This is a genomic window from Pectobacterium punjabense, from assembly GCF_012427845.1.
Lineage (GTDB): Bacteria > Pseudomonadota > Gammaproteobacteria > Enterobacterales > Enterobacteriaceae > Pectobacterium > Pectobacterium punjabense.
The window spans coordinates 3891319-3912130 of sequence record NZ_CP038498.1 but is presented as its reverse complement, the minus strand read 5'-3'; the positions used below and the strand labels follow the sequence as shown (position 1 = coordinate 3912130).

Genomic DNA, 20812 nt, shown 5'->3' with positions numbered 1-20812 from the left:
AAGTCAGCGTCTGCTAGCTTACAGCGAGGCACCGCCGCACATCACCAACTGTTGGCCGGTAATAGCTGCCGCAGAAGGGGAGAGCAGATAGCCTACCAAATCGGCTACTTCCTGTGGCTGAATGAAACGGCCAATCGGCGGTAGCTTTGGTGGAGAGCTCTGGCGTCCCGGCATCGTCAGCATTGGCGTTTCCGTTGCGCCCGGCGCAACAATGTTCACCGTAATGCCACGTGGTGCCAGCTCCGCCGCCCAGCTTCTCGCCATACCAATCATCGCAGATTTTGTGGTGACGTACTGGCTGCGTCCCGCCGCACCGCTGGAGGTACGACTGCCCAGCAACACAATCCTGCCGCCTTGTGGCAGCTTATCAACCAGCCGATCGGCAAGTACTTGCGCTGCCTGGATGTGCAAGCGCCACAGCGTTTCTCCGTCTTCTAACGACAGCTGGCCGAGCGGGGCCGATTTCATAATGCCAGCAGCATGGATAACGGCATCAACCTGTGCAATCTCGTCCAGAATTGCAGTCAGCGCGTGCGTATCCATGATATCTACCGCACGGTGGGTAAAGTGTGGATGTGAATAGTCACCCGGTTTGCGTGACAGGCCCGTTACTCGCCAGCCTTCCGCCAGTAATTTTTGTGCGATGGCGGCACCGATCCCTGAGCTGCTGCCGGTAATCAGGGCATGTTTAGGGGCTGTAGCTGACATGTGTCTCCTTAATCAAACTTAACGGCTTTGATGCACCATTCTTAATTACAACAACGTAACGGGGATTTTAAACACGGCTTTTTTGACGGGTGCTGGACTGTCGTTGATGGCACACAGCGCCTGGTGGGCTTCTCCCGGATAGAACGTGACGAAATCGCCTGCCCGCAGATGGATCTGATGCGGCACCTGCGGGTTATCCAGAATATAAAGATCCGGTTTACGCTCGGTTGCAGGCTGACCATGCACATCATTCAGACCGTAACCGATAATCTCCTCGCCTTCCAGAATCAGTTGAATATCGAGATAGTTGCTGTGAAATTCGGTATGTCTCGTCGCGCGCGGTGCGGTGTTCACGGTGCCGATGTTGTAGAACCAGTCGGCACCTTCTGGCTGATAGCGGCCTTCTGGCAGCGCATTCAGTTCAGCTAACGACATGCCCGGTGCGGAGAGAATGGTCCACAGTGCATCGGGCAGCGTGGCGAGTTTGAGGGCGTTGAGGTTTCCTGCAATCATTATCGTGTCCTGAAGGAAGATAGCGGGGGAGAGCCCCCGCTGGAAAAGAGAAAAAAGCAGCGTGGTTTAACCTAAGCCTATTTTTAGGAGAAACACGGGGATGAGGTTCCCGTAGGGAAGCCTCGCCCCGTGGTCGCTCCGTGTATCTCAGGCTCTAAAGGCGAGACAGCCTTAACCCGCCTTGACCCACTCCTCGCTTACCACGACATGCTTGATCGCCTGACGGAAGTAGGTGAAAGCAAGATGTAGCTTACCGTCCTGCGCTTGCTTGACGCTGGGGTAAGAGAACTCGCGGTTCAGCTTCTCCGTTGAGTTATTGGTCATGCAGTAACCGTCACCCACTTCGACATTGCGCTGCCACGGCCAGCTTTTACCGCCGTCTTCCGAAATAGCGAGCGTCATCGGTGCGCGCGGTGCGCCCCAGAAGGCGCTACGACCACCGGCTTGCACTTCCGGCATTTTGGCATTGCTGGCTTTGTCTTCTTCATCCTCGATTTCATCGTACAGTGACAGACGGCGCTCGGTAGCATTGGCGGCGCTCATGTGGTTGAACACCAGTGCCAGATGGCCGTTTTTCAGCGTAGTCACCTGAATAGACGAGTTGTTATTCGGTAAATCGGTCGGTACGGGCTCTGACCAGGTTTTACCGCCGTCGGTTGAACGGCTCTGATAGATAAAATCGGCCCAGCGGCTGCGGTACAGCGCCAGCAGCGTGCCGTCCTGCAACGGGGTGATGTTCATGTGTACACAGCCCGTGCTGTTTGGCACCGGATATTCCCGCCAGGTTTTACCCCGATCGCTGGAAATTTTCACGGCGCTATCATCATCGTTACCGACCCACTTCTCGCCAGGCTGAACGCGGCAGTAGAACACCGGCAGCAGCCAGTCACCGTTTTCCAACACGGTGATGGGTTGGCGGATAAAGGTGCCCGGCTGATCGAGCAACGTGCCGATCTCACCCCAGGTGGCACCCAAATCGGTGGACTGGCGATAACGCACAATTGCGGTGTCCTGATTACCGGATTTCTGTGCGGTGTACAGCAGCCACAGCACGTTATCCGGCGCGAGGAACAGCACGGGATTCTGTTCAGAACGCGTCGCATCCTCAGACAGCTTAACGGCTTTACTCCAGCTATCGCTGCCTTTCACAAGGCGTGACAGGTAGATAGAGATATCTGCAATCCCTTCTTGTGTACCGCCGAACCAGACGCACAGCACATCGCCGTTTGGCAGATGGAGCAGGTTGGCTGCATGATTCTGCGGGCATTCCGACGGAATGTAGGCATCCAGACGCGCGGCATCGCCTTCTGCGTGATGAACTTTTCCGCTACGTTCCACGGTAATGGTTTCGCTACTCATGACTCAGGCTCCTGATTTATTTTCAGTTTGAGAAATTTTGATTTTGTGTTCTTTATTCGGAATCATGCGATCGAGCAGCATGACGATAGCCGGGGTAACCAGTGCGACGTACATGTTGTCGATACCGTATGGGTTGCCGAGTATGTACCAGACGGAGGTGGCCACGCAGGCTGAGATCAGACTGGCGTTAGCGCCGCGGGTGCTATTAAAGAACGGCAGATAGAATGCAATCACCGCAACTACGGAAATCGACAGGCGAATGGCACGGGTAAAGAACGACAGCTTCAGAACTTCAGGCACCAGCAGGACGAAAACTAACGGCAGGAATCCGATAATGAGCGAGAATACACGCGTCATTTTCATCTCTTTTTCTGGCGTCGGATTGTAGTACGGGACGTAAAAGTCTTTCACGATCAGTGAGGCGATCGCCAGTGCTACGGTACTCACGCTGATAAAGATTGATGCGACCAGTGAGGTTGTCACCAGTCCTGCTACCCACGGGTTCATATCTTGCAGGAAGACTGGCATGGCGTACAGGCTGTTGATTTCTGGGTGAGCAAACTTCGCCGCGACGCCGATAACCGCGATAGCAATTGCAATCGGCATACAGAAGAAGAAGGCAACCCAGGTCGCGCGTTTGGCGGAAGTGGCATCCTTGGTGGCTGAAATGGCTTGAATAACGAATTGGGTACAGAAAATCGATCCAATGGTGCCGATCAGCCAGGCAAAGATAGTGCTGGCACCAATTTTACCGTCCCACGTCCAGTAGTAATCCGGCATTTTTTCAATCATCGGTGTGATGCCACCGGTCATTTTCAGTGCCACGTACAGAATGATCATAACGCCGACATATTTCACGGCGCTGTGAATCAACGTCACGTAAGCAACACCTTTTAAGCCGCCAAAGTAAAAGTAGAACGTACTGACGATAGCGGTGATCAGGGCTGCAACGGGCAGAGAAATTTTCAACACGGTTGAGATGGCTGCCGCGCCGCTGACGTAGTTGCCCACGTTAACCAGCAGCAAAGCATAGATCATGATGATTGAGATGATGTTCTTGGTCGATGTACCGTATTTCTCAGCGATCGCACCGGAAATAGTAACTTTGCCCGTGTTGTAGATTTTTTTGACCAGAATCATCCCGAACAGCAGGAAGCCGATGGCGGCACCGATCACTGACCAAGAGGCGGCGATACCATTTTCAAAAGCGGACTGCGCCGTACCTACTGTGGATTTGGCACCGATAAACTCGGTCATCAGTAGAACACCGACGATAAATGCCGGTAGCGCACGCGATCCTTCCATGAATTCGGTGTTCGATTTACTGCGTAGTTTGAGCGTTAACCACGAGGTGAATGCGATATAAAATACAATCATCCCGATGATTATGAGGGTGTCGGTAAAATTAAAATGGTTCATATCTTCTCGGCCTTAAGTGGAAATTGTAATTTCTCTGTTACTGCGAGAATTGATTAAGGATGTTGCGGATGTTGTCTTCATCCTGTGCGGAAAACTGGATCGGATAGCGGCTGACGCCGACATCTTCACCCATGATCGCCAGCGCTTTCTTCACCACAGCCGGTGAAAACGCGATGGCGTACAGCGTCTTACGCAATTCGGCAACCTGTTCTTGTGCCTGACGGGAGCCTTCGATGTCACCAGCATGGAAACGGTGCCAAATCTGGCTGATCGGTTCCGGTGCCACGTTAGCTAGCCCGGAAATACAGGCGGAGCAGCCGTCAACAAAGCCCTGGTGAATGAGCGAGTCTGGGCCATTCAGTACGTCAAAACCCTGTACGCCTTTCACCGCTTGCACATAGCTGCTCAGGCTTTCATAGCTGCCTGCGCTGTCTTTGATGCCGATGATGTTCGGGTGATCCGCCAGCGTGCGGACGGTTTCCGGTGCCAGCGTATTCCCCGTGCGTGCAGGAATGTTGTAGAGGAACACCGGCACGGTCAGCGCATCGGCGACGGCGGTGTAGTGGGCGATCAACTCTTCCTGTTTTAATGGGATGAAATAAGGGGTGATGACTGAAACGGCATCGACACCCAGCGCGGCGATACGCTTGCCGAGCTTAATGGTTTCCCGCGTGGAGATTTCACCGATGTGGCCGACAACGGGCACTTTTCCGGCAACTTCATCCACGCAGGTTTCGGTGACGGCGACTTTCTCATCGGTGTGTAGAACAAAGAACTCACCGTTGGTGCCGTTGCAGAAAATACCGTTGCCATAGCGCATCTGGCGCTGAACCTGAAGGCGCATAGCTGCGGGGTTAAATTCGCCCTGATTATCAAACGGCGTGACGATGGCGGTCAGGACGCCAGCAATTTTCTTACTCATTGTTATTCCTCGTGACACGTAATCAAAAAGTGAAAACCTAAAACTGCCCTACTCAAAACGGTGTTCTTTAACGCCTAATACTATTCACTTAAGCCTGTTGTTAGGGGAAACACAGGGGGAGGTTCCCGCAGGGATGCCTCACCCCTGTGGTCGCCCCGTGTATCTCGATGCTTGAACGGTCGGCATCAGTTCTTTAACGCTGTGCGGTTAAAACAGGGTCAGATAAACCTCACGCACATCGTCAGCACTGACCTGCGTCGGTACATTTTTCATCAGGCGCTGAACCTGTAATGCGGCATCGACCAAGTAGGGCAGGTGATCTTTTTCCACACCGAGCTGCTGTAGGGTGTTGGGCAGATTGAGTCGTTTGACCAACTCGCTGAAGTAGGCCACCAGCGCCTGCGCTTTTTCCGCTGTACTGAGGGTTAGGTCGGCATCCGGCACCAGGTCATACGCCTGTGCGAATTTGTCCTGTGCGGCGTCCTGCACGAAACGCATGCAAGGGGCGAGCAGAATGGCGTTCGCCACGCCGTGTGGGATGTGATACTTGCCGCCGAGCGGGTAGGACATCGCATGGACCAGGTGCGTACCGGAGTGGGCAATGGCGGCACCGCCATAATAGGATGCCCACAGCATGTTCAGCTTGGCTTCCATATTGCCTGGCTCGCGCACGGAGGTTTCGAGGTTGGCAAACAGCTTTTTCAAGCCAATCAGTGCGTAGTTGTCGCTGACCGGGTTGGCAATTGTTGACGTGAAACACTCGATCAGGTGGCAGAGTGCATCAATACCGGTGGAAGCGGCGATATGCGGCGGCATGCTGACCGTCAGCTCTGGCACCAGCGCAACGTAGTCCGGCAGCATCACTGGCGTAATAATGCCGACTTTCGTCTCTTTCTCTGGGATCGCCAGAATGGCATTTGGCGTGGCTTCAGAGCCGGTTCCCGCCGTGGTTGGGATGAGCAGTGATGTTGTGCGGCGGGTGGGTTTTTCCCCTGCCAGCAGGCTATCCAACGTCACGGTTTCATCGCCCGCACACAGTACGGAAAGCAGTTTGGCAACATCCAGCACGCTGCCGCCGCCTACGCCGATGACCAGATCGGTCTGGGTTTGTGTCAGTTGGCTCAGTATCTGGGCAACGTCATGTTGGCTCGGCTCGGCAGGCACGTTATCAACCAGCAGAACCTGCGGAACGGCTTGCTTAACTTGTGCGATCAGCGCCTGAACGTCAGGCAGCCCGACAATGTTTTTGTCGGTGACAAATAAAACGTGCTGTTTACCTGACAACAGATGACTGATGTCCTGAAGTACCCGGTAGCCGCTGAGGATAGTGCTATTGATGTTCATGCTTATTACCTTGCCTTTTCTCTTCTTCGCCAGAGCGTTATCGCGATGATAATGGTTGCGATGGTGATTATTTTCAGTCAAATGGCATGTTTCTCATCACGACTGAACGCCATTTGCCACATCGTGGTGATAATTTATAGGTGAAATTCCTTTTAAATAATTTGATGTTGCTCACATATAATCAAACGTGATTCAATATAATCATTATCAGGTAATCATGAAGCGGGGATGAGGTATGCCAAACGTGCAGCAATCAGCAGAACAGGTATTAGTGGTCGCTGATGACTTTACGGGTGCCAATGATGCGGGCGTCGGTCTGGCGCAGCATGGTGCGCGGGTTAGCGTCGTCTTTGACGTTAATAAACTGCACGCGGATTTACTGGGCGATGCGGTGGTGATCAACACCGATAGCCGTGCGGCGCGTGACGACGTGGCGTCTCAACGTACCGCAGAAGCGGTTGCAGCCTGGCAGGCCGCTGGCGGACAAGGCTGGATTATCAAGAAGATTGATTCGACGCTGCGCGGGAATTTGGGCGCGGAAATCGCCGCTGCGCTGTCTGCTGCTGACGTGCCCGTCGCGCTGATTGCCGCGGCGTCACCGACGCTGGGACGCGTGACCCGCAAAGGTGAAGTCTGGGTGAATGGCCGTCTGCTTACCGACACGGAGTTTGCCAGCGATCCCAAAACGCCGGTGACCTCCGCTTCTATCGCTGCCCGTCTGGCAGAACAAACCGCGTTACCGGTGGCGGAGATACACCTTGATGACGTCCGTCAGGCTAATTTAGCCCACCGTTTGCAGCAGCTGGCGGACGAGGGCGTGCGTCTGATTATTCTTGATACCGATGTGCAGGACGATCTGACACATATCGTTGATGCCGCCAGAACGTTGCCGTTTCGCCCCTTGCTGGTCGGTTCGGCAGGTTTGAGCGACGCGTTGGCGAATACGCAGAATTTTACGCGTAAAACCGAAAAGCCGCTGCTGGCTGTCGTCGGGTCGATGAGCGACATCGCTCAAAAGCAGATTGCGGCCGTCAGGCTGCGCAGCGATGTCACGCTGGTTGATATTGATATCAACGCACTCTTTTCAGCCGAGTCATCCACCGTCATGGCATCCCAGAGTGAGGACGCGGTGAAGGCGCTGATGAGCGGTAATCACTGCATTATTCGCACCTGTCATAACGAAAATCAGCGCTTCGAGATCGACGCGCGGTGTCAGCAGCTTGGACTTAGTCGCCAGCAGCTTGGCGAAACGATCAGCCACTATCTGGGGGAACTCACGCGCCGCATTGTTCAGACACTAGATAGCCAGGCTGCGGACGGCGCTAGCCGACGCTTGCCGGGAGGTTTGTATTTATCTGGGGGCGATATCGCGATTGCCGTGGCAACCGCACTGGGTGCTACCGGTTTTCAGATTAAGGGACAAATCGCATCCTGCGTGCCTTGGGGATACCTGCTGAATAGCGTTGTCGGCATGACCCCTGTGATGACTAAAGCGGGGGGTTTTGGCAACGAAACTACTCTGCTCGACGTTTTACGTTTTATTGAGGAGAAGGTCAGTGAGTAAAATTATTGCAGTAACGATGGGTGATCCGGCAGGGATTGGACCGGAAATTATTATCAAATCTCTGGCCGAAGGCGAGCTTTCCGGCGCATCTGCCGTGGTGGTGGGCTGCGTACAAACGATGCGGCGTGTTCTGGCATTGAATGTGGTGCCAGCCGTAGAGTTAAAAATCATTGATAAACCGGCTGACGCCGTATTCGCACCTGGCGTCATCAACATTATCGACGAGCCGCTGGAAGATCCGCAGGCACTAGAGCCTGGCGTCGTTCAGGCACAGGCGGGCGATTTAGCTTATCGCTGTATCAAGAAGGCCACCGAGCTGGCAATGGCAGGTGAAGTGCATGCGATCGCGACTGCGCCGCTAAATAAAGAAGCGCTGCACTCGGCAGGCCACCTCTACCCAGGTCACACGGAGCTGTTGGCTAAGCTGACCAACAGCCGCGACTATGCGATGGTGTTGTATACCGACAAGCTGAAGGTTATCCATGTTTCAACGCATATTGCGCTGCGTAAATTCCTCGATACGCTGAACCGCGATCGCGTGGAAACGGTGATCGACATGGCGGATGTCTTCCTTAAGCGCGTCGGTTTTACCCACCCACGTATCGCCGTTGCCGGGGTTAATCCGCACGCGGGTGAGAATGGTCTGTTTGGTGATGAAGAGATTAAAATTGTCTCGCCATCGGTTGAAGCTATGAAGGCCAAAGGTATTGATGTGTATGGCCCGTGCCCGCCGGATACCGTCTATTTGCAGGCGTATGAAGGCCAGTACGATATGGTCGTGGCGATGTATCACGATCAGGGGCACATCCCGCTCAAGCTGCTGGGCTTCTATGATGGGGTGAACATTACCGCTGGGCTGCCGTTTATTCGCACATCGGCTGACCACGGCACGGCCTTTGACATTGCCTGGACGGGTAAAGCGAAGCCTGAAAGCATGGCGATCTCTATTCAACTCGCGATGCAACTGGCCTAATTTGCGGTGACTACGGCTGCTGTCCGTACGGTTTTTTAAGCTACAGAGCACATTGCAGGATATCTTCCTTCCCGCCTTCGGGAAGGTTTCTGGTATCCTGCAACCAAGAATGATTACGCATTACATTGCTGATAACGTTTGTTGGGTAACGTGTAAAAGCGTTCCTGGCGAAAACGCTTCACTCCTCTATCATCCCATTATCATTGTTTTCATTCTTTATATCGATTGACCAACAACTTAAAATTATTTTATGACTGTCAGATGGATATCGCCGTGGACCCTACATTAACTGATGCTTTCCGCATGAGCGGGGATAAAGTAAAAGGACAAAGCCGCCTTGATCAGATTATGGATTATCTGAAAAGCCATAATCTGGTGACGGTAGAGGAACTGGTGTCTGTGATCGACGCTTCCCCGGCGACAATTCGTCGTGATTTGATTAAGCTGGATGAGCAGGGCGTGATTAGCCGTAGTCATGGTGGTGTAACGCTTAATCGCTTTATTCCTTCCCAGCCGACGACGAACGAGAAACTGCATCGTAATCTTCAGGAAAAGCAGGCGATCGCACGTTATGCCGCAACATTGGTGACGCCGGGCAGTGCAGTAGTTCTGGATGCGGGAACGACGATGCTGGAATTGGCGCGTAATTTAACGCATCTGCCGCTGCGCGTGATTACCGCCGATTTACAAATTGCGTTATTTCTGTCTGAATTCAAGCAGATCGAAGTGACGATTATTGGCGGGCGTATTGATGACAGCAGCCAATCTTGTATTGGTGAGCACGGTCGCCGCCTGTTACGCAATATTTACCCCGATATCGCGTTTATTAGCTGCAACTCATGGAGCCTCGATAAAGGGGTGACCACACCGACAGAAGAAAAAGCCGGTGTGAAGCAAGATCTTGGCGCGAATGCCAGCCGGCGCGTGTTGCTGGCCGATAGCAGTAAATATGGTGCGTATTCCCTGTTCTGCGTGACACCGTTGTCAGAACTGACCGATATCATTACCGACAGCGCGTTAGTGCCCGACGTACAGGCGCAACTGAAAGGTAAAACATTCAATCTTACGTTGGTTGGTGGCTGACAGGAGAGTTTTATAATGAGTACTGAGTTCAATGGGACTCGTCAGGTTCTGTCGGTTTTCGATTTCGATGGAACGTTGACCTACCATGACAGCTTTATTCCTTTTTTACGTTTTGCCTTCGGTAAGCGTGTTTTTGCCCGGCGGATGATGCATCTGGTGCTGCCTTCTGCACGTTGTGTTCAGCGTAAGCTGACGCGCGATGAACTCAAAGAATACCTCATTGCCACGTTTCTTTCTGGCATTGAAGCAGCCTGGATACAGGAAAAAGCAGAGGCGTTTTGTCAGCGTAAGTGGAATACGTTAATGCGTAAGTCTGGGGTGCTTGGCGTCGCTGCGGAACTGCATTCCGGGGCTGAGGTGACGCTCTGTTCGGCATCGCCGGAGATCGTGCTACGGCCTTTTGCCGAACGATTAGGTGTAAAACTGATTGGGACGCAGCTTGAGGTAGAAAACGGAATACTGACCGGAAAGATTAACGGGCATAATTGTCGGTGTAGCTATAAGGTACAGCGTTTGGAAAGCGTGTATGGCCCGCTAAACCAATACCATATACGTGCATGGGGCGACACCCGTGGCGACTACGAGCTGTTGGCATCCGCTCACGATGCGCACTGGCGTCATTTCCATCCGCGCTGGCTGCGGCGTAAACCACTTTCGGAACGACTACTTCTATCGGGTGTGATTAAGGTTCATCCTTAAACATCAGGAAACTTCCCCGACCTAAGTCGGGGAGACGGTATCAATCACACATTAACGCCGTGTTGAGCGGCAAGGGCTGACAATCCGCCCGCAAAACCTTGGCCTACTGCCTTGAATTTCCACTCGGTGCCATTACGGTACAGTTCGCCAAAAATCATGGCCGTTTCGGTGGATGCATCCTCAGACAGATCGAAACGCGCAATTTCAGCACTGGTATCGTTGTTATAGACGCGCATGAAACTGTTGCTGACCATACCGAAGTTTTGTTTACGGCCTTCGGCATCATAAATCGTTACGGAAAACACCAGCTTTTTCACTTCAGCCGGCACTTTCGCCAGATGAATTTTTACTTGCTCATCATCGCCGTCACCTTCTCCGGTACGGTTGTCGCCTTGGTGCTCAACGGAGGCGCAAGGGCTCAGTTTGTTATTGAAGAAAATAAAATTAGCGTCAGACAGGACCTTGCCATCTTCTCCCACCATAAATACTGACGCATCCAGATCGAATGCTTGCCCGTCGGTGACGCGAGCATCCCATCCCAGGCCGACCATGGCAACATTCATGGTTGGTGCTTCTTTCGTTAGGGATACATTACCGCCTTTTACCAGAGAAACTGCCATTTTATAGCTCCTGCTTTAGAGTGGATTACTGGGCAGTGCGAGACTGCCCAAAGGGAAAGACAAGGTGAGGTTTATCAGGATGCGTTGATACCATACTGTGAGCAGACCGATGCCAAACCACCCGCATAGCCCTGACCGACGGCACGGAATTTCCACTCCGCATTATGACGATACAGTTCACCGAACAGCATGGCGGTTTCAGTTGAAGCATCTTCAGTCAGATCGTAGCGTGCGATTTCGGCTTGGGTGTCATCGTTTACCAGGCGAATGAAAGCGCCGGATACCTGACCAAAGCTCTGGTTACGAACCTGTGCATCATGGATAGTGACAACGAAAACGATTTTGTCGACCTCAGCCGGAATCAGATCCAGCTTAATTTTCAATGATTCGTCATCTCCATCACCCGCGCCTGTACGGTTATCGCCGGTGTGGGCCACTGAGCCATCAGCAGACTTCAAGTTGTTGTAGAAAATGAAGTCAGTATCGCCACGGACTTTGCCATTCGCATTGAGCAGGAATGCCGAAGCATCCAGGTCAAAGTCCTGACCATCCGTCGCGCGTGCATCCCAGCCAAGACCGACTAAGACATTTTTCATCGTCGGTGCTGCTTTACTCAGTGAGACATTACCGCCTTTAGAAAGAGAAACGCTCATTAAATTAACCTCTTAAGTTGATATTTCAGAATGTAGTGTTAGGAGCAGAAGATTAACTCTCCTTGTTCTCCTCAGCATCGGGTTTGGCTGGGAACAGTACGCTGACGATAATACCTAGCGCCAGTACGCCCAGAACAACAAACAGGCTGGTGGTTGCCGAGATGCTGTAGCCATGGTGCCATATGTGATCGGTTGCATTCAGGCCAAGCTTGGCAGCGATGAAGAACAGCAACACAATAACGGCTTTTTCCAGATGAACCAGATATTGTTTCAGTGCTTCCAGTACAAAGTAGAGTGTACGCAAACCTAGGATAGCGAACATCATCGCACTGTAGACAATCAGCGGTTCACGGCTCACGGCAATAATAGCGGGAACCGAGTCAAAGGCGAACATTACGTCAGAAAGTTCTACTACCGCGACACAGAGCATCAGTGGCGTGGCGTAGAAAGCGGCTTTGGTTCCACGGCCAATCGTGACGTCTTTGTTTTCCGGTTTGGCCAGTTCTTCGTCCACTTCTTTCTGGTTTAACAGAAATGCGTGACCTTTCAATTTTGGCCAAATAGGGAAGAAGCGTTTCACTAAACGGTAAGCGAGATGCTGTGAGTAATCTTCGATCTCGTCGTTATCATCGCCGCTTCTCAGCATCATGACGGCGGTCCAGGCAACGATCAAAGCAAAGACGATTTCGACATACGGCCCCAGGCTGAGCAGCCCTGTACCGATTGCGACGAAAATACCACGGAACACGATGGCTCCGATGATCCCCCAGTAGAGTACGCGGTGACGGTAACGATCGGGAACAGCGAACCAAGAGAAGATCGCCATCATCACGAACAGGTTATCCACCGATAGCACTTTTTCCAGCGCATAGCCGGTAATGAACAGGCTGGCGACCTCAGTACCGTGATGAATATAGAGGAAACCGGCAAAAGCCATTGCCACAATGACCCAGAATACAGACCACAGCGCGGCGCTTTTCAATGAAATCGGCTTGTCATGGCGGTGCATGAACAGGTCGATAAAAATGGCCCCGACGGCCAGTGCTATAAAAACAATGACGGTTTCTGTCGGGAAGCCGATATGAGTGGATACCATAGATAACCCTTAGAGGATATTGACATCAAAGGCCGAAGTCGGCTGGTTGAAACCCAAGCGCAGTCGCGATCTCTCGCACGGCATGTTGCTCTGCTGCATCGAAATCACCGTCACTTTTAGCAACAGCAATACCGACTCGCAGCGCCAGCTGTGCGGCTTCAGGCTGATCTTTGAGCGCCAGGATATATTTCATGGTTTCACCTTTTCCGACTTCTTCATCGAAATCGAAACTGGCAACCAGTTTGTTAAAGAATTCAATAACTTCAGCAGTATCAAACACTTTCAACTCTTCTGATGATTTGAGAAAACCAATCATCTTCTGTTTTTCTTCCGTACTCACGCCACCGCTGGATACCGCGATGCGGACACAAACGGCGACAGTACCTTGCAGAAACTTCTTGTTCTTGAAGCGTCCGACCTGTTTGGTCAACTCTTCTCGGCTGGCATTGAAGGCGCCTTTAACCTTATTAAGAAAACTCATGCTGAACCCCTCGTAAAATGAAACTATTTTGAGCCCGCTTTCCAGCGGAACCCCCAGCCAAGTGCGTTATCCATCTCGCTGTGGTCACGGAAGAACTGATTGATACGTTCGACCTTGATGTTCCCGCCTTCATTGACCAGACGCGCAACCGCACACATGCTGCGGCTATCTTGCCCTTCCGTCATGCGGGTTTCGATCGGTGGTTGATCGGGGATGTGCAGCGTGACCACGCCGTCGGTTTTATTCCAGCTAGGTACACCTTCGTAAATAAAGGCGTAAATCAGTACCTGGCGCAGGTTTTTCCATTCGCGGCCATTGATATGCAGCCATTCGCCTTCTGAGACATCGCCAGTGCGGTCGTCACCTTTGAGCAGGACAAAGGGTTCGTCCTGATAATCGCCAAAGCGACTGCCCAACGCCTGAACCACGGTTTTGTGACCGTCTTGCATTTCGACAAAGGCACCGAGGTCGAGATCGACGCCGTTACTGCCCCCAAACATCCCACGCAGACCGGATGCTTTGGCCTCGCGATGCCAGTTTAGGTTGATGCGAATCTCACCGAAGTTATCGCGTTTTTCCAGGCTAATGGCTGGTTTTTCTTTGGTGAGTGACACCTTGCTCAGATTGATGCGGCTTGTCGCTGGTGGTGCCGGAGGAGGCGTAGGTTCAGTGTGTGCGGTAGGCGCGGCCACTTCGATGCCGAAGTGCTCGGCAAGGGGCTGTAGGCCGCCGTTGAATCCTTGCGCAATAAAGCGAAACTTCCAGTCATTGTTACGACGATAAAGTTCTCCCAGGATCAGGGCGGCTTCCTGACGCCCAGCCAGTTCGACATTGCCGTTAACCAGAACCTCATTATCAGCCTCAACCTGAATGTTGAGCCGCTGTAAATTCGCGATGGTTTGGCTACCTTCACAAGCAACGGTAAAGGCGACCTTTTGTACTTCTGGCTTTAGTCGAGTGACGTCAACGGTGAAGAGGGTGTTGTGCCCTTCATGCATCAGACTGATGCTGCCGTCATCATTGCGTGGCTGACCATAAAACACCATATCTGCGTCGCCCTGTACCTTGCCTGTTGCAAACAGACGGAAAGCACTGGCATCAACGGCGGCACCGGAGAGGACGCGAACCTGCAACGCTTTGTTAGGGACGGACGCATTGCCGCCTGGGGTCAGATTCATTAGCGTACCACCGTGGTAACGATATCGGCGTGCATATCACTGATGGTGCGGCCACGACAGGCCTGCCCATGAGCGGTGAAATCCCACTGGCCATTATTGCGGCGCAGTGAAGCGATAACGATCCCGGTATGAGAGCCTTGTTCGGTCAACTGATAGCGAGCCTGTTCTTTATTGGCTTGATCAACGACGCGGCAGAAGGCATTTTCAACTTCATTAAACGTTTGGCCACGGAAGCTATTGACGGTAAATGCCAGGAACTCGACGTTTTGTGGCAATCGGTTCAGGTCAACGCGGATCACTTCGTCATCGCCGTCTCCCTCGCCAGTCAGGTTGTCTCCGCTGTGTACCACCGAGCCACAGGATGATTTCAGTTTACGAAACCACACTGTGTCGATCTCATTACCTGCTTTGTCGAGCAGAACGCATCCGGCATCAAGATCGATTGACGCATTACCGCCAAATAATCCCCCTAAGAGGCCTTTCTTTTTCACTGGGTCCCAGCCGAGCCCAAAGTGAAGATTACTGATAGCAGAAGACTGTTTGCTGAGAGAAATTGTCTGGTTTTTACTTAAAGAAACCATAGCCACATTCCTTATAAAGGTATTGAAAAGAACAACGCTTTTTTACACCAAATCCCATTCTTTAAAAAATCATATCATGATGTAGTTTGTGAGCAAGTGACTTTTTGTCTTTTATTGTTTTGAATTTTACAATTATATGATTTTTATGTGAAAAATGTGTTTTTTGTTGTGGTTTTACGTTTTTACTTAATATTCATAAGCTTTTTCATCATGTTTTTTCTTTACTTAATGTAAATCATCATATGATTGACATATTATGATGGCGTCAATAGACTCAATGCGCTTAACTCAATCTGGCAATACAGCACGGGAATGCATACCAATGACACAGAGAATTTGGCTAATGGAAGGCTTGTCTTCCCAGCGCGATATGATTTTGGCGATTAAATCTTTTGCTGAAATCCGCGGTGTGGACGTCACCATTTTTGCTTCTCATCGTAATGAGCGTAATGAAATCCTGTCGCTTGCCGATCGTGCATTCCTGGAGCCAAAGGACGAGGCTGAACGTCTCTCATTTATCCTGACTACCGTCAAAACGCAGGGGATTCATGCGATCCATGCCGGTCGACACGGCCGCTGGTGCGAAAACCATCGACATGAAATTGAATCGCTTGGCGTGAAACTGACTACCGGCACCGTTAATGTCGCTTCTCTACTGATAGCCGATGACAAAGTCGCTTTTGCTCATGAAATGGAGAAATTAGGGCTAGCTGTCGTGCCTTCGATTCGCGTGTCCTCCGTCGATGAACTCCGACAGCAGATCGCCGCGGCACCTTTTTCCGGCGCGCCACTGTGTGTTAAGCCAGTAACGGGTATTTATGGCATGGGTTTTTGGCGTTTTGATGATAGCGCCTCTCCGATGGCGGTATTTACCCATCCAGAAAGACGTGTGGTTGCTCCAGCTCACTATTTACGTGCACTGAGCGAAGCGGGAAATTTTGCGCCGCTGGTGCTGATGCCCTACCTGCCTGGGCCGGAATATTCTGTCGATATGCTGGTAGAAAAAGGCAAGGTGTTGGCCGCAGTGGCACGGCGTAAGGCCGGTGCGCTGCAATATCTGGAAAATAGCGGCGAAGCTTACCAGCTCGCCATTGCCTGTGCGGAGTCGATGCAAGCGGATGGGTTAGTCAACGTGCAGACCCGCCACAATGATGATGGCGTCCCTCAACTGCTTGAGATTAACATGCGTCCTTCCGGGGGGATTGGCTATACCCGTTTTAGCGGCGTAAACCTGCCTGGGCTCTTCGCCCTGCGCCAGTTGGAATTGCTGAGTGTGCAACAGGTGGTCGAACTGGCGGCGGAAGCCTTTGAGCCCGCGACCGTGCGTACCATCACCGATGTTGTCCGCTACCAGACTACGTTGTCTAACCGACTTCAGGAAGGGTAAGCCGCAATGTCACCGATTCCACAACAGCCCGTTTATACCCGCCACCTTTCCTGCGGCACGCTCAGCGTAACGCCAACTGGCGGCGTGGCGGCGCTGGATACCTTGTTTGATATTGCTGAACGTCGTAACCCTAAGCGTGCTTTCCTGTTTGTTAGCAAAGTACTGGGACGACACATTCCCGTATCTCCCGCGACGATGCGCGGTGTGTATCGCCAGCTTGCTGAGCAGATCCCCGCCTCTATTGAGGGACCGGTGTTGTTTATCGGCATGGCCGAAACGGCGGTAGGTTTAGGGGCAGGCGTTTTTGATGAAGTGAGGCAACGGGTCAGTGAACCCGTTTATTTGACCTCCACCCGCCACCCGCAAGACGCTGAACTGCTCTGTGAGTTTAAGGAAGCGCATAGTCACGCCACCGATCACTTAATCTATCTCCCAGAAGATGAGCTGTTACGTCGCCGCGTGCGTGAAGCACGTACTCTGATACTGATTGATGACGAAGCGACGACGGGCAATACGTTCATTAATTTACTGGCCGCCCTGCGAGAAACCGCATGGCTGACGCACTTGCAGCAGGTATTTACGGTAACGCTGACTGACTGGAGCGGTAGTGCGCTCGCACAGCGTTGTCCTTTACCTCTTCAGTCCATTTCTCTGGTTCAGGGCGACTGGCAATGGGTGCCCAAACCGGATGCACCTCTTCCCATTATGCCGACGGTGAACGTCACGGCGCGCGGTAACGTTGCCATCACGGGAAAACAGAGCTGGGGACGCTTGGGTATGGCCGAACCTGCCGGGGATTTAGGGCGTGATTTGCGTGTAGCGCCGAGTGAAAAAATATTGGTTCTGGGCAGTAGTGAGTTTGTTTGGGAACCTTTTTTACTGGCGGAGCGTTTGCAAGCGCAAGGGGCTGACGTTAAGTTCGGCTCTACCACGCGATCCCCTATCGCAACTGGATTCGCCATTCAGTCGGCGATAACGTTCAATGACAATTACGGGCTAGGCATTGCAAATTTTGTCTACAACGTGATGCATCAACGTTTCGATCGCATTCTGCTCTGCGTGGAAACGCCGTCAGAGAGTGTCGATCCCCAATTACTCGATGCGTTGGCGACGGTAGCGCCCAGCGTGGAGATTATCAGCTATGACTAAGCCCGTTATTTTTTCCGATCTTGACGACACGCTGTTTCAGACGCGACGTAAGATGGTGAATGAGTTGGCGCTTGAACCTTATCGTACGGGGGCGTTGGACCCTAGCCTGACGCCGCGCAGTTTCATGACCGAAGAACAGGCCATGCTGGTGGACTGGATGCTGGAATACGCGGAGCTGATCCCCGTGACGGCACGCGGCACGGAGGAAATTGCCCGTGTGACCATCCCTTTCCGTTCCTGGGCCGTTACCACGCATGGTGCTGTCATTCTTACCCCGCAAGGGGAGCCTGATCCTGTCTGGAAAGCGCAGATACTGACTGCTTTGGCTCCGTATGCCGAGCAGCTTCAGACCATGCAGCATGGCATCACCGAACTGATGGCAGAGCGTAATATTAACGGCTGGGCGCGGATTAATTACGAATATGGCGATACGCCGATTTATCTGGTGATGAAGCACCGCGATAGCACCAGAATCGAGGAACTCTACGCCATTGCTGATGAAATAGAGCAGCGCTATCCGACACAGGGTTTCTATCTGCATCGCAACAGCAACAACGTGGCCTGGTTACCTGACCCGGTAGAGAAAGGGCGCGCAGTGACCTATTTACTCAACAAATTACGGGCGGAACGCGGCACTTTTCCCGTGATTGGTTTGGGCGATAGTCTCAGCGATCACCGCTTTATGACGCTTTGCACCTGGTACGGATTGCCTCGGCAAAGTCAGTTTGCCGAGGCAATCGCTCACCGCATTTTCGGAGATGCCCAGGATGCATGACGACATCACGCCTTTCTCTGGCTCCTACTTGCCACACGATATCCATTTTTTGCTTCAGCCTGTCGAGATAGACGTGACGCCCGTGGAAGAGAAGGAGCGACTGATTCAGTCGGGCGCTAAGCACTATTCCGATATGCTGAGCCAGGAGCCGGAACCGACGGTCTGGCACCTTGAGCTTTTCTCCCGCGCGCTTGAACAAGAGGGCGCACGTTTGGCGCGCGAGGTGCAGATGCTTGCGCAAACGCTGGCACAGCGTTTTGGCGATACGCCAGTGATATTGACCAGCTTGGTGCGGGCCGGTGTTCCTCTGGGTGTGATGTTGCATCGCGCCCTACGTGCTATGGGGAAAACGTCTTACCATTATGGCATCAGCATTATCCGCGATCGGGGCATCGATAAAACCGCGCTGGAATGGATTGAGGCGCGTCACGGCAGTAAGGGCATTGTGTTTGTTGATGGCTGGACCGGTAAAGGCGCTATCACGGGCGAGTTGATCAAATCTCTGAAGGGAAGAGAAGGGTATCCCGAACAGCCACGTCTGGTGGTACTGGCGGACCCCTGCGGCTGTGCCTGGCTGTCAGCGAGTAATGATGACTGGCTGATTCCGTTTGGGATTATGGGAGCCCCTGTTTCGGGTCTGATATCCCGATCGCTGTGGTCGGCGGAAGGGTTACACGGCTGCGTGATATGCGAGCACCTTAAGCGCTATGAGTGCAGCCAAATGCTGGCAGATACCGTCGAGGCGCTGCGTCGAGCCTCCTCTCCCGTGGATTTGTCATGTAGCGAATTACTGCCTGAACGGCAACGCGATCTTCAACAACAGAGTGAAAGGGTGATCCGTACTCTGGCTGAACGCTATGGCATCGATAGCATCAATAGAATCAAACCAGGTATTGCTGAAGCGACCCGCGCTGTGCTACGTCGGGTGCCGGATCATGTTCTGGTACAAACGATGGACGACCCGGATGTTGCGCTGTTGGTTTATCTTGCGAAGGAAAAGGGCATCACGATTACTGAAGTTGGCGATGAAATCGGTCAGTACCGCGCGGTTACCATTATCAAAAAGGTGCACTGATGAATAAAAGGCTTTCTCCCTGGAATTTAGGTGCGACGCTCTATATGCCCGCGACGCGTGCCGATATCGCTGACGTTATTTTGACCGATAAAATTAGCGGGCTGCGCTCGCTGGTTATTTGCCTTGAAGATGCCGTCGCGGAAAGTGATGTCCCTCTGGCGTTGTTGCGCCTTCGTGAGCTTTTGACGACATTGGCGCAGGCGAAACAGGCTAATGGAAAAGCCGACTGGCCGTTGGTTTTTGTTCGGCCGCGCGACGCTGAGATGGGCCGCTGGCTTGCGCATGAGATGGACTTGAGTCCGCTGGATGGGCTGGTGTTGCCCAAATTTACTCTGGCTTCTTTGCCACAGTGGTGGGAGGTGGTGCGGAACAGCGAGCTTTGCATGATGCCGACACTGGAAACTGAAGACGTTTTCGACGTGGTGCAGATGCGTGAGTTAGCTACGCAGCTCCAGTCTCATCCCTGCCATGCGCGCATTATTGCCTTGCGTATTGGCGGAAACGATCTGATGAATGTGATCTCACTGCGGCGCTCACGCCACCTGACTTTATATGATGGACCGATGGGATACGTGATCAAAATGTTGGTCTCGATCTTTGCAGCACGTAATTTCGCGTTGACCGCGCCAGTCTGTGAACATATTGATGACCATCACATCATGTCGCGTGAGCTGGCGTTGGATATGGCGCACGGATTGGTCGGAAAAACGGCTATTCACCCCAATCAAATCGATATCATTGAGCAGGCGCTGATGGTGTCCGCGACAGATTATGCGGATGCGTTGCGCATTCTGAATTCCAGCCAGGCGGTCTTTAAATCTCAGGGATCGATGTGCGAGCCTGCCACGCATCGCCGCTGGGCATCGGGAATTTTGGAACGGGCGAAGGTCTATGGCATTGCATCAGAACAAAACCAGGGAGCTCGCCTTATCGTTGCGACCCATAATCACTGAGGCGGTTGATAGGCTATGCGCCATATTTTGTCCGGGTACGTTGTTCGATAGTGTTTCTGGTTTATCTCACGTTGAAAATTTGTCTGTTAGAGTGAAAAACGATTAAAATTTTACTTAAGCATGCGGGAGCGCGCGTTTATTCGCTATCACCTACATTATTTTTCCACGCTTGGAAATGACGGCGATGCGGCAATTACCCCAGCATAAAGGGCTGCGGGACGATTGATAATTCTTTAATTAACAACGATTAGCATGAGAGAGTCCTCAGAAGAATGTTAGT

Annotated in this window: 21 protein-coding genes; 9 read left to right on the top strand and 12 right to left on the bottom strand. The window is 52.4% G+C overall.

Going from position 1 to position 20812, the window contains the following annotated elements:
* Positions 1-18: 18 nt before the first annotated feature.
* From E2566_RS17775 to E2566_RS17750, 6 genes are all read right to left on the bottom strand, one after another.
* Positions 19-708 carry an SDR family NAD(P)-dependent oxidoreductase gene (locus tag E2566_RS17775; RefSeq protein ID WP_107168025.1) on the bottom strand — a complete coding sequence of 230 codons (690 nt, stop codon included), beginning with the start codon at positions 706-708 and terminating at the stop codon, positions 19-21.
* Positions 709-753: 45 nt separating this feature from the next.
* Positions 754-1221: a NanQ anomerase/TabA/YiaL family protein gene (locus E2566_RS17770; protein ID WP_014916607.1), complete on the bottom strand. Its 468-nt coding sequence runs from the start codon at positions 1219-1221 to the stop codon at positions 754-756.
* 171 nt (positions 1222-1392) lie between these two features.
* Positions 1393-2580, bottom strand: coding sequence for a sialidase family protein (locus E2566_RS17765; RefSeq protein WP_107168026.1), 1188 nt, complete (start codon positions 2578-2580; stop codon positions 1393-1395).
* A gap of 3 nt (positions 2581-2583) precedes the next feature.
* Positions 2584-3999, bottom strand: coding sequence for a sodium:solute symporter family protein (locus tag E2566_RS17760; RefSeq protein WP_107168027.1), 1416 nt, complete (start codon positions 3997-3999; stop codon positions 2584-2586).
* A gap of 37 nt (positions 4000-4036) precedes the next feature.
* Entirely contained in the window at positions 4037-4921 is an 885-nt protein-coding gene (locus E2566_RS17755; protein WP_107168028.1) for a dihydrodipicolinate synthase family protein, read from the bottom strand.
* Positions 4922-5128: 207 nt separating this feature from the next.
* Positions 5129-6265, bottom strand: coding sequence for an iron-containing alcohol dehydrogenase (locus E2566_RS17750; RefSeq protein WP_107168029.1), 1137 nt, complete (start codon positions 6263-6265; stop codon positions 5129-5131).
* Positions 6266-6500: 235 nt separating this feature from the next.
* Here E2566_RS17750 and dtnK point away from each other — a divergent pair, with 235 nt between their 5' ends.
* From dtnK to E2566_RS17730, 4 genes are all read left to right on the top strand, one after another.
* Positions 6501-7829 (top strand): D-threonate kinase, encoded by a 1329-nt coding sequence (gene dtnK / locus E2566_RS17745; protein ID WP_107168030.1) that lies wholly within the window; start codon positions 6501-6503, stop codon positions 7827-7829.
* Positions 7822-8802 (top strand): D-threonate 4-phosphate dehydrogenase, encoded by a 981-nt coding sequence (locus tag E2566_RS17740; RefSeq protein ID WP_107168031.1) that lies wholly within the window; start codon positions 7822-7824, stop codon positions 8800-8802. Before dtnK ends, E2566_RS17740 begins: the two co-directional genes overlap by 8 nt.
* Positions 8803-9063: 261 nt before the next feature.
* Positions 9064-9885, top strand: a complete 822-nt coding sequence (locus tag E2566_RS17735) for a DeoR/GlpR family DNA-binding transcription regulator (RefSeq protein WP_107168032.1) — start codon at positions 9064-9066, stop codon at positions 9883-9885.
* A 15-nt stretch (positions 9886-9900) separates the two neighbouring features.
* Entirely contained in the window at positions 9901-10584 is a 684-nt protein-coding gene (locus E2566_RS17730; protein ID WP_107168033.1) for an HAD-IB family hydrolase, read from the top strand.
* Between the two features lie 44 nt (positions 10585-10628).
* Here the strand turns inward: E2566_RS17730 and E2566_RS17725 are convergent, their stop codons facing one another.
* The 6 genes from E2566_RS17725 to E2566_RS17700 form a co-directional block, all read right to left on the bottom strand.
* Positions 10629-11204, bottom strand: a complete 576-nt coding sequence (locus E2566_RS17725) for a TerD family protein (RefSeq protein ID WP_014701349.1) — start codon at positions 11202-11204, stop codon at positions 10629-10631.
* Positions 11205-11278: 74 nt separating this feature from the next.
* Positions 11279-11857: a TerD family protein gene (locus E2566_RS17720; protein ID WP_107168034.1), complete on the bottom strand. Its 579-nt coding sequence runs from the start codon at positions 11855-11857 to the stop codon at positions 11279-11281.
* Positions 11858-11909: 52 nt separating this feature from the next.
* Positions 11910-12953 carry a TerC/Alx family metal homeostasis membrane protein gene (locus E2566_RS17715; protein ID WP_107168035.1) on the bottom strand — a complete coding sequence of 348 codons (1044 nt, stop codon included), beginning with the start codon at positions 12951-12953 and terminating at the stop codon, positions 11910-11912.
* A 25-nt stretch (positions 12954-12978) separates the two neighbouring features.
* Positions 12979-13434, bottom strand: coding sequence for a tellurite resistance TerB family protein (locus tag E2566_RS17710; RefSeq protein ID WP_005975059.1), 456 nt, complete (start codon positions 13432-13434; stop codon positions 12979-12981).
* Between the two features lie 23 nt (positions 13435-13457).
* Positions 13458-14612, bottom strand: coding sequence for a TerD family protein (locus tag E2566_RS17705; RefSeq protein ID WP_107168036.1), 1155 nt, complete (start codon positions 14610-14612; stop codon positions 13458-13460).
* Entirely contained in the window at positions 14612-15193 is a 582-nt protein-coding gene (locus tag E2566_RS17700; RefSeq protein ID WP_107168037.1) for a TerD family protein, read from the bottom strand. The genes E2566_RS17705 and E2566_RS17700 overlap by 1 nt, the downstream gene beginning before the upstream one ends.
* Positions 15194-15515: 322 nt before the next feature.
* On the opposite strand from E2566_RS17700, the gene E2566_RS17695 reads away from it, so the two are divergent.
* Genes E2566_RS17695 through E2566_RS17675 form a run of 5 tightly spaced genes read left to right on the top strand, consistent with a single transcriptional unit; the run spans position 15516 to position 20532 of the window.
* Complete coding sequence (locus tag E2566_RS17695) at positions 15516-16580, top strand: ATP-grasp domain-containing protein (protein WP_107168038.1); 1065 nt, start codon at positions 15516-15518, stop codon at positions 16578-16580.
* Between the two features lie 6 nt (positions 16581-16586).
* A complete protein-coding gene (locus tag E2566_RS17690; protein WP_107168039.1) occupies positions 16587-17729 on the top strand; it encodes a phosphoribosyltransferase domain-containing protein in 1143 nt (380 codons plus the stop codon).
* Positions 17722-18504: an HAD family hydrolase gene (locus E2566_RS17685; RefSeq protein WP_107168040.1), complete on the top strand. Its 783-nt coding sequence runs from the start codon at positions 17722-17724 to the stop codon at positions 18502-18504. Before E2566_RS17690 ends, E2566_RS17685 begins: the two co-directional genes overlap by 8 nt.
* Complete coding sequence (locus tag E2566_RS17680) at positions 18497-19579, top strand: cysteine protease StiP family protein (RefSeq protein ID WP_107168041.1); 1083 nt, start codon at positions 18497-18499, stop codon at positions 19577-19579. Before E2566_RS17685 ends, E2566_RS17680 begins: the two co-directional genes overlap by 8 nt.
* A complete protein-coding gene (locus E2566_RS17675; RefSeq protein ID WP_107168042.1) occupies positions 19579-20532 on the top strand; it encodes an HpcH/HpaI aldolase/citrate lyase family protein in 954 nt (317 codons plus the stop codon). Before E2566_RS17680 ends, E2566_RS17675 begins: the two co-directional genes overlap by 1 nt.
* Positions 20533-20812: the final 280 nt, after the last annotated feature.

Coding starts and splice junctions, on each gene's coding strand:
- E2566_RS17775 (WP_107168025.1), bottom strand. CDS start 708: ATGTCAGCTACAGCCCCTAAACATGCCCTGATTACCGGCAGCAGCTCA.
- E2566_RS17770 (WP_014916607.1), bottom strand. CDS start 1,221: ATGATTGCAGGAAACCTCAACGCCCTCAAACTCGCCACGCTGCCCGAT.
- E2566_RS17765 (WP_107168026.1), bottom strand. CDS start 2,580: ATGAGTAGCGAAACCATTACCGTGGAACGTAGCGGAAAAGTTCATCAC.
- E2566_RS17760 (WP_107168027.1), bottom strand. CDS start 3,999: ATGAACCATTTTAATTTTACCGACACCCTCATAATCATCGGGATGATT.
- E2566_RS17755 (WP_107168028.1), bottom strand. CDS start 4,921: ATGAGTAAGAAAATTGCTGGCGTCCTGACCGCCATCGTCACGCCGTTT.
- E2566_RS17750 (WP_107168029.1), bottom strand. CDS start 6,265: ATGAACATCAATAGCACTATCCTCAGCGGCTACCGGGTACTTCAGGAC.
- dtnK (WP_107168030.1), top strand. CDS start 6,501: ATGCCAAACGTGCAGCAATCAGCAGAACAGGTATTAGTGGTCGCTGAT.
- E2566_RS17735 (WP_107168032.1), top strand. CDS start 9,064: ATGGATATCGCCGTGGACCCTACATTAACTGATGCTTTCCGCATGAGC.
- E2566_RS17730 (WP_107168033.1), top strand. CDS start 9,901: ATGAGTACTGAGTTCAATGGGACTCGTCAGGTTCTGTCGGTTTTCGAT.
- E2566_RS17725 (WP_014701349.1), bottom strand. CDS start 11,204: ATGGCAGTTTCTCTGGTAAAAGGCGGTAATGTATCCCTAACGAAAGAA.
- E2566_RS17720 (WP_107168034.1), bottom strand. CDS start 11,857: ATGAGCGTTTCTCTTTCTAAAGGCGGTAATGTCTCACTGAGTAAAGCA.
- E2566_RS17715 (WP_107168035.1), bottom strand. CDS start 12,953: ATGGTATCCACTCATATCGGCTTCCCGACAGAAACCGTCATTGTTTTT.
- E2566_RS17710 (WP_005975059.1), bottom strand. CDS start 13,434: ATGAGTTTTCTTAATAAGGTTAAAGGCGCCTTCAATGCCAGCCGAGAA.
- E2566_RS17705 (WP_107168036.1), bottom strand. CDS start 14,612: ATGAATCTGACCCCAGGCGGCAATGCGTCCGTCCCTAACAAAGCGTTG.
- E2566_RS17700 (WP_107168037.1), bottom strand. CDS start 15,193: ATGGTTTCTTTAAGTAAAAACCAGACAATTTCTCTCAGCAAACAGTCT.
- E2566_RS17695 (WP_107168038.1), top strand. CDS start 15,516: ATGACACAGAGAATTTGGCTAATGGAAGGCTTGTCTTCCCAGCGCGAT.
- E2566_RS17690 (WP_107168039.1), top strand. CDS start 16,587: ATGTCACCGATTCCACAACAGCCCGTTTATACCCGCCACCTTTCCTGC.
- E2566_RS17685 (WP_107168040.1), top strand. CDS start 17,722: ATGACTAAGCCCGTTATTTTTTCCGATCTTGACGACACGCTGTTTCAG.
- E2566_RS17680 (WP_107168041.1), top strand. CDS start 18,497: ATGCATGACGACATCACGCCTTTCTCTGGCTCCTACTTGCCACACGAT.
- E2566_RS17675 (WP_107168042.1), top strand. CDS start 19,579: ATGAATAAAAGGCTTTCTCCCTGGAATTTAGGTGCGACGCTCTATATG.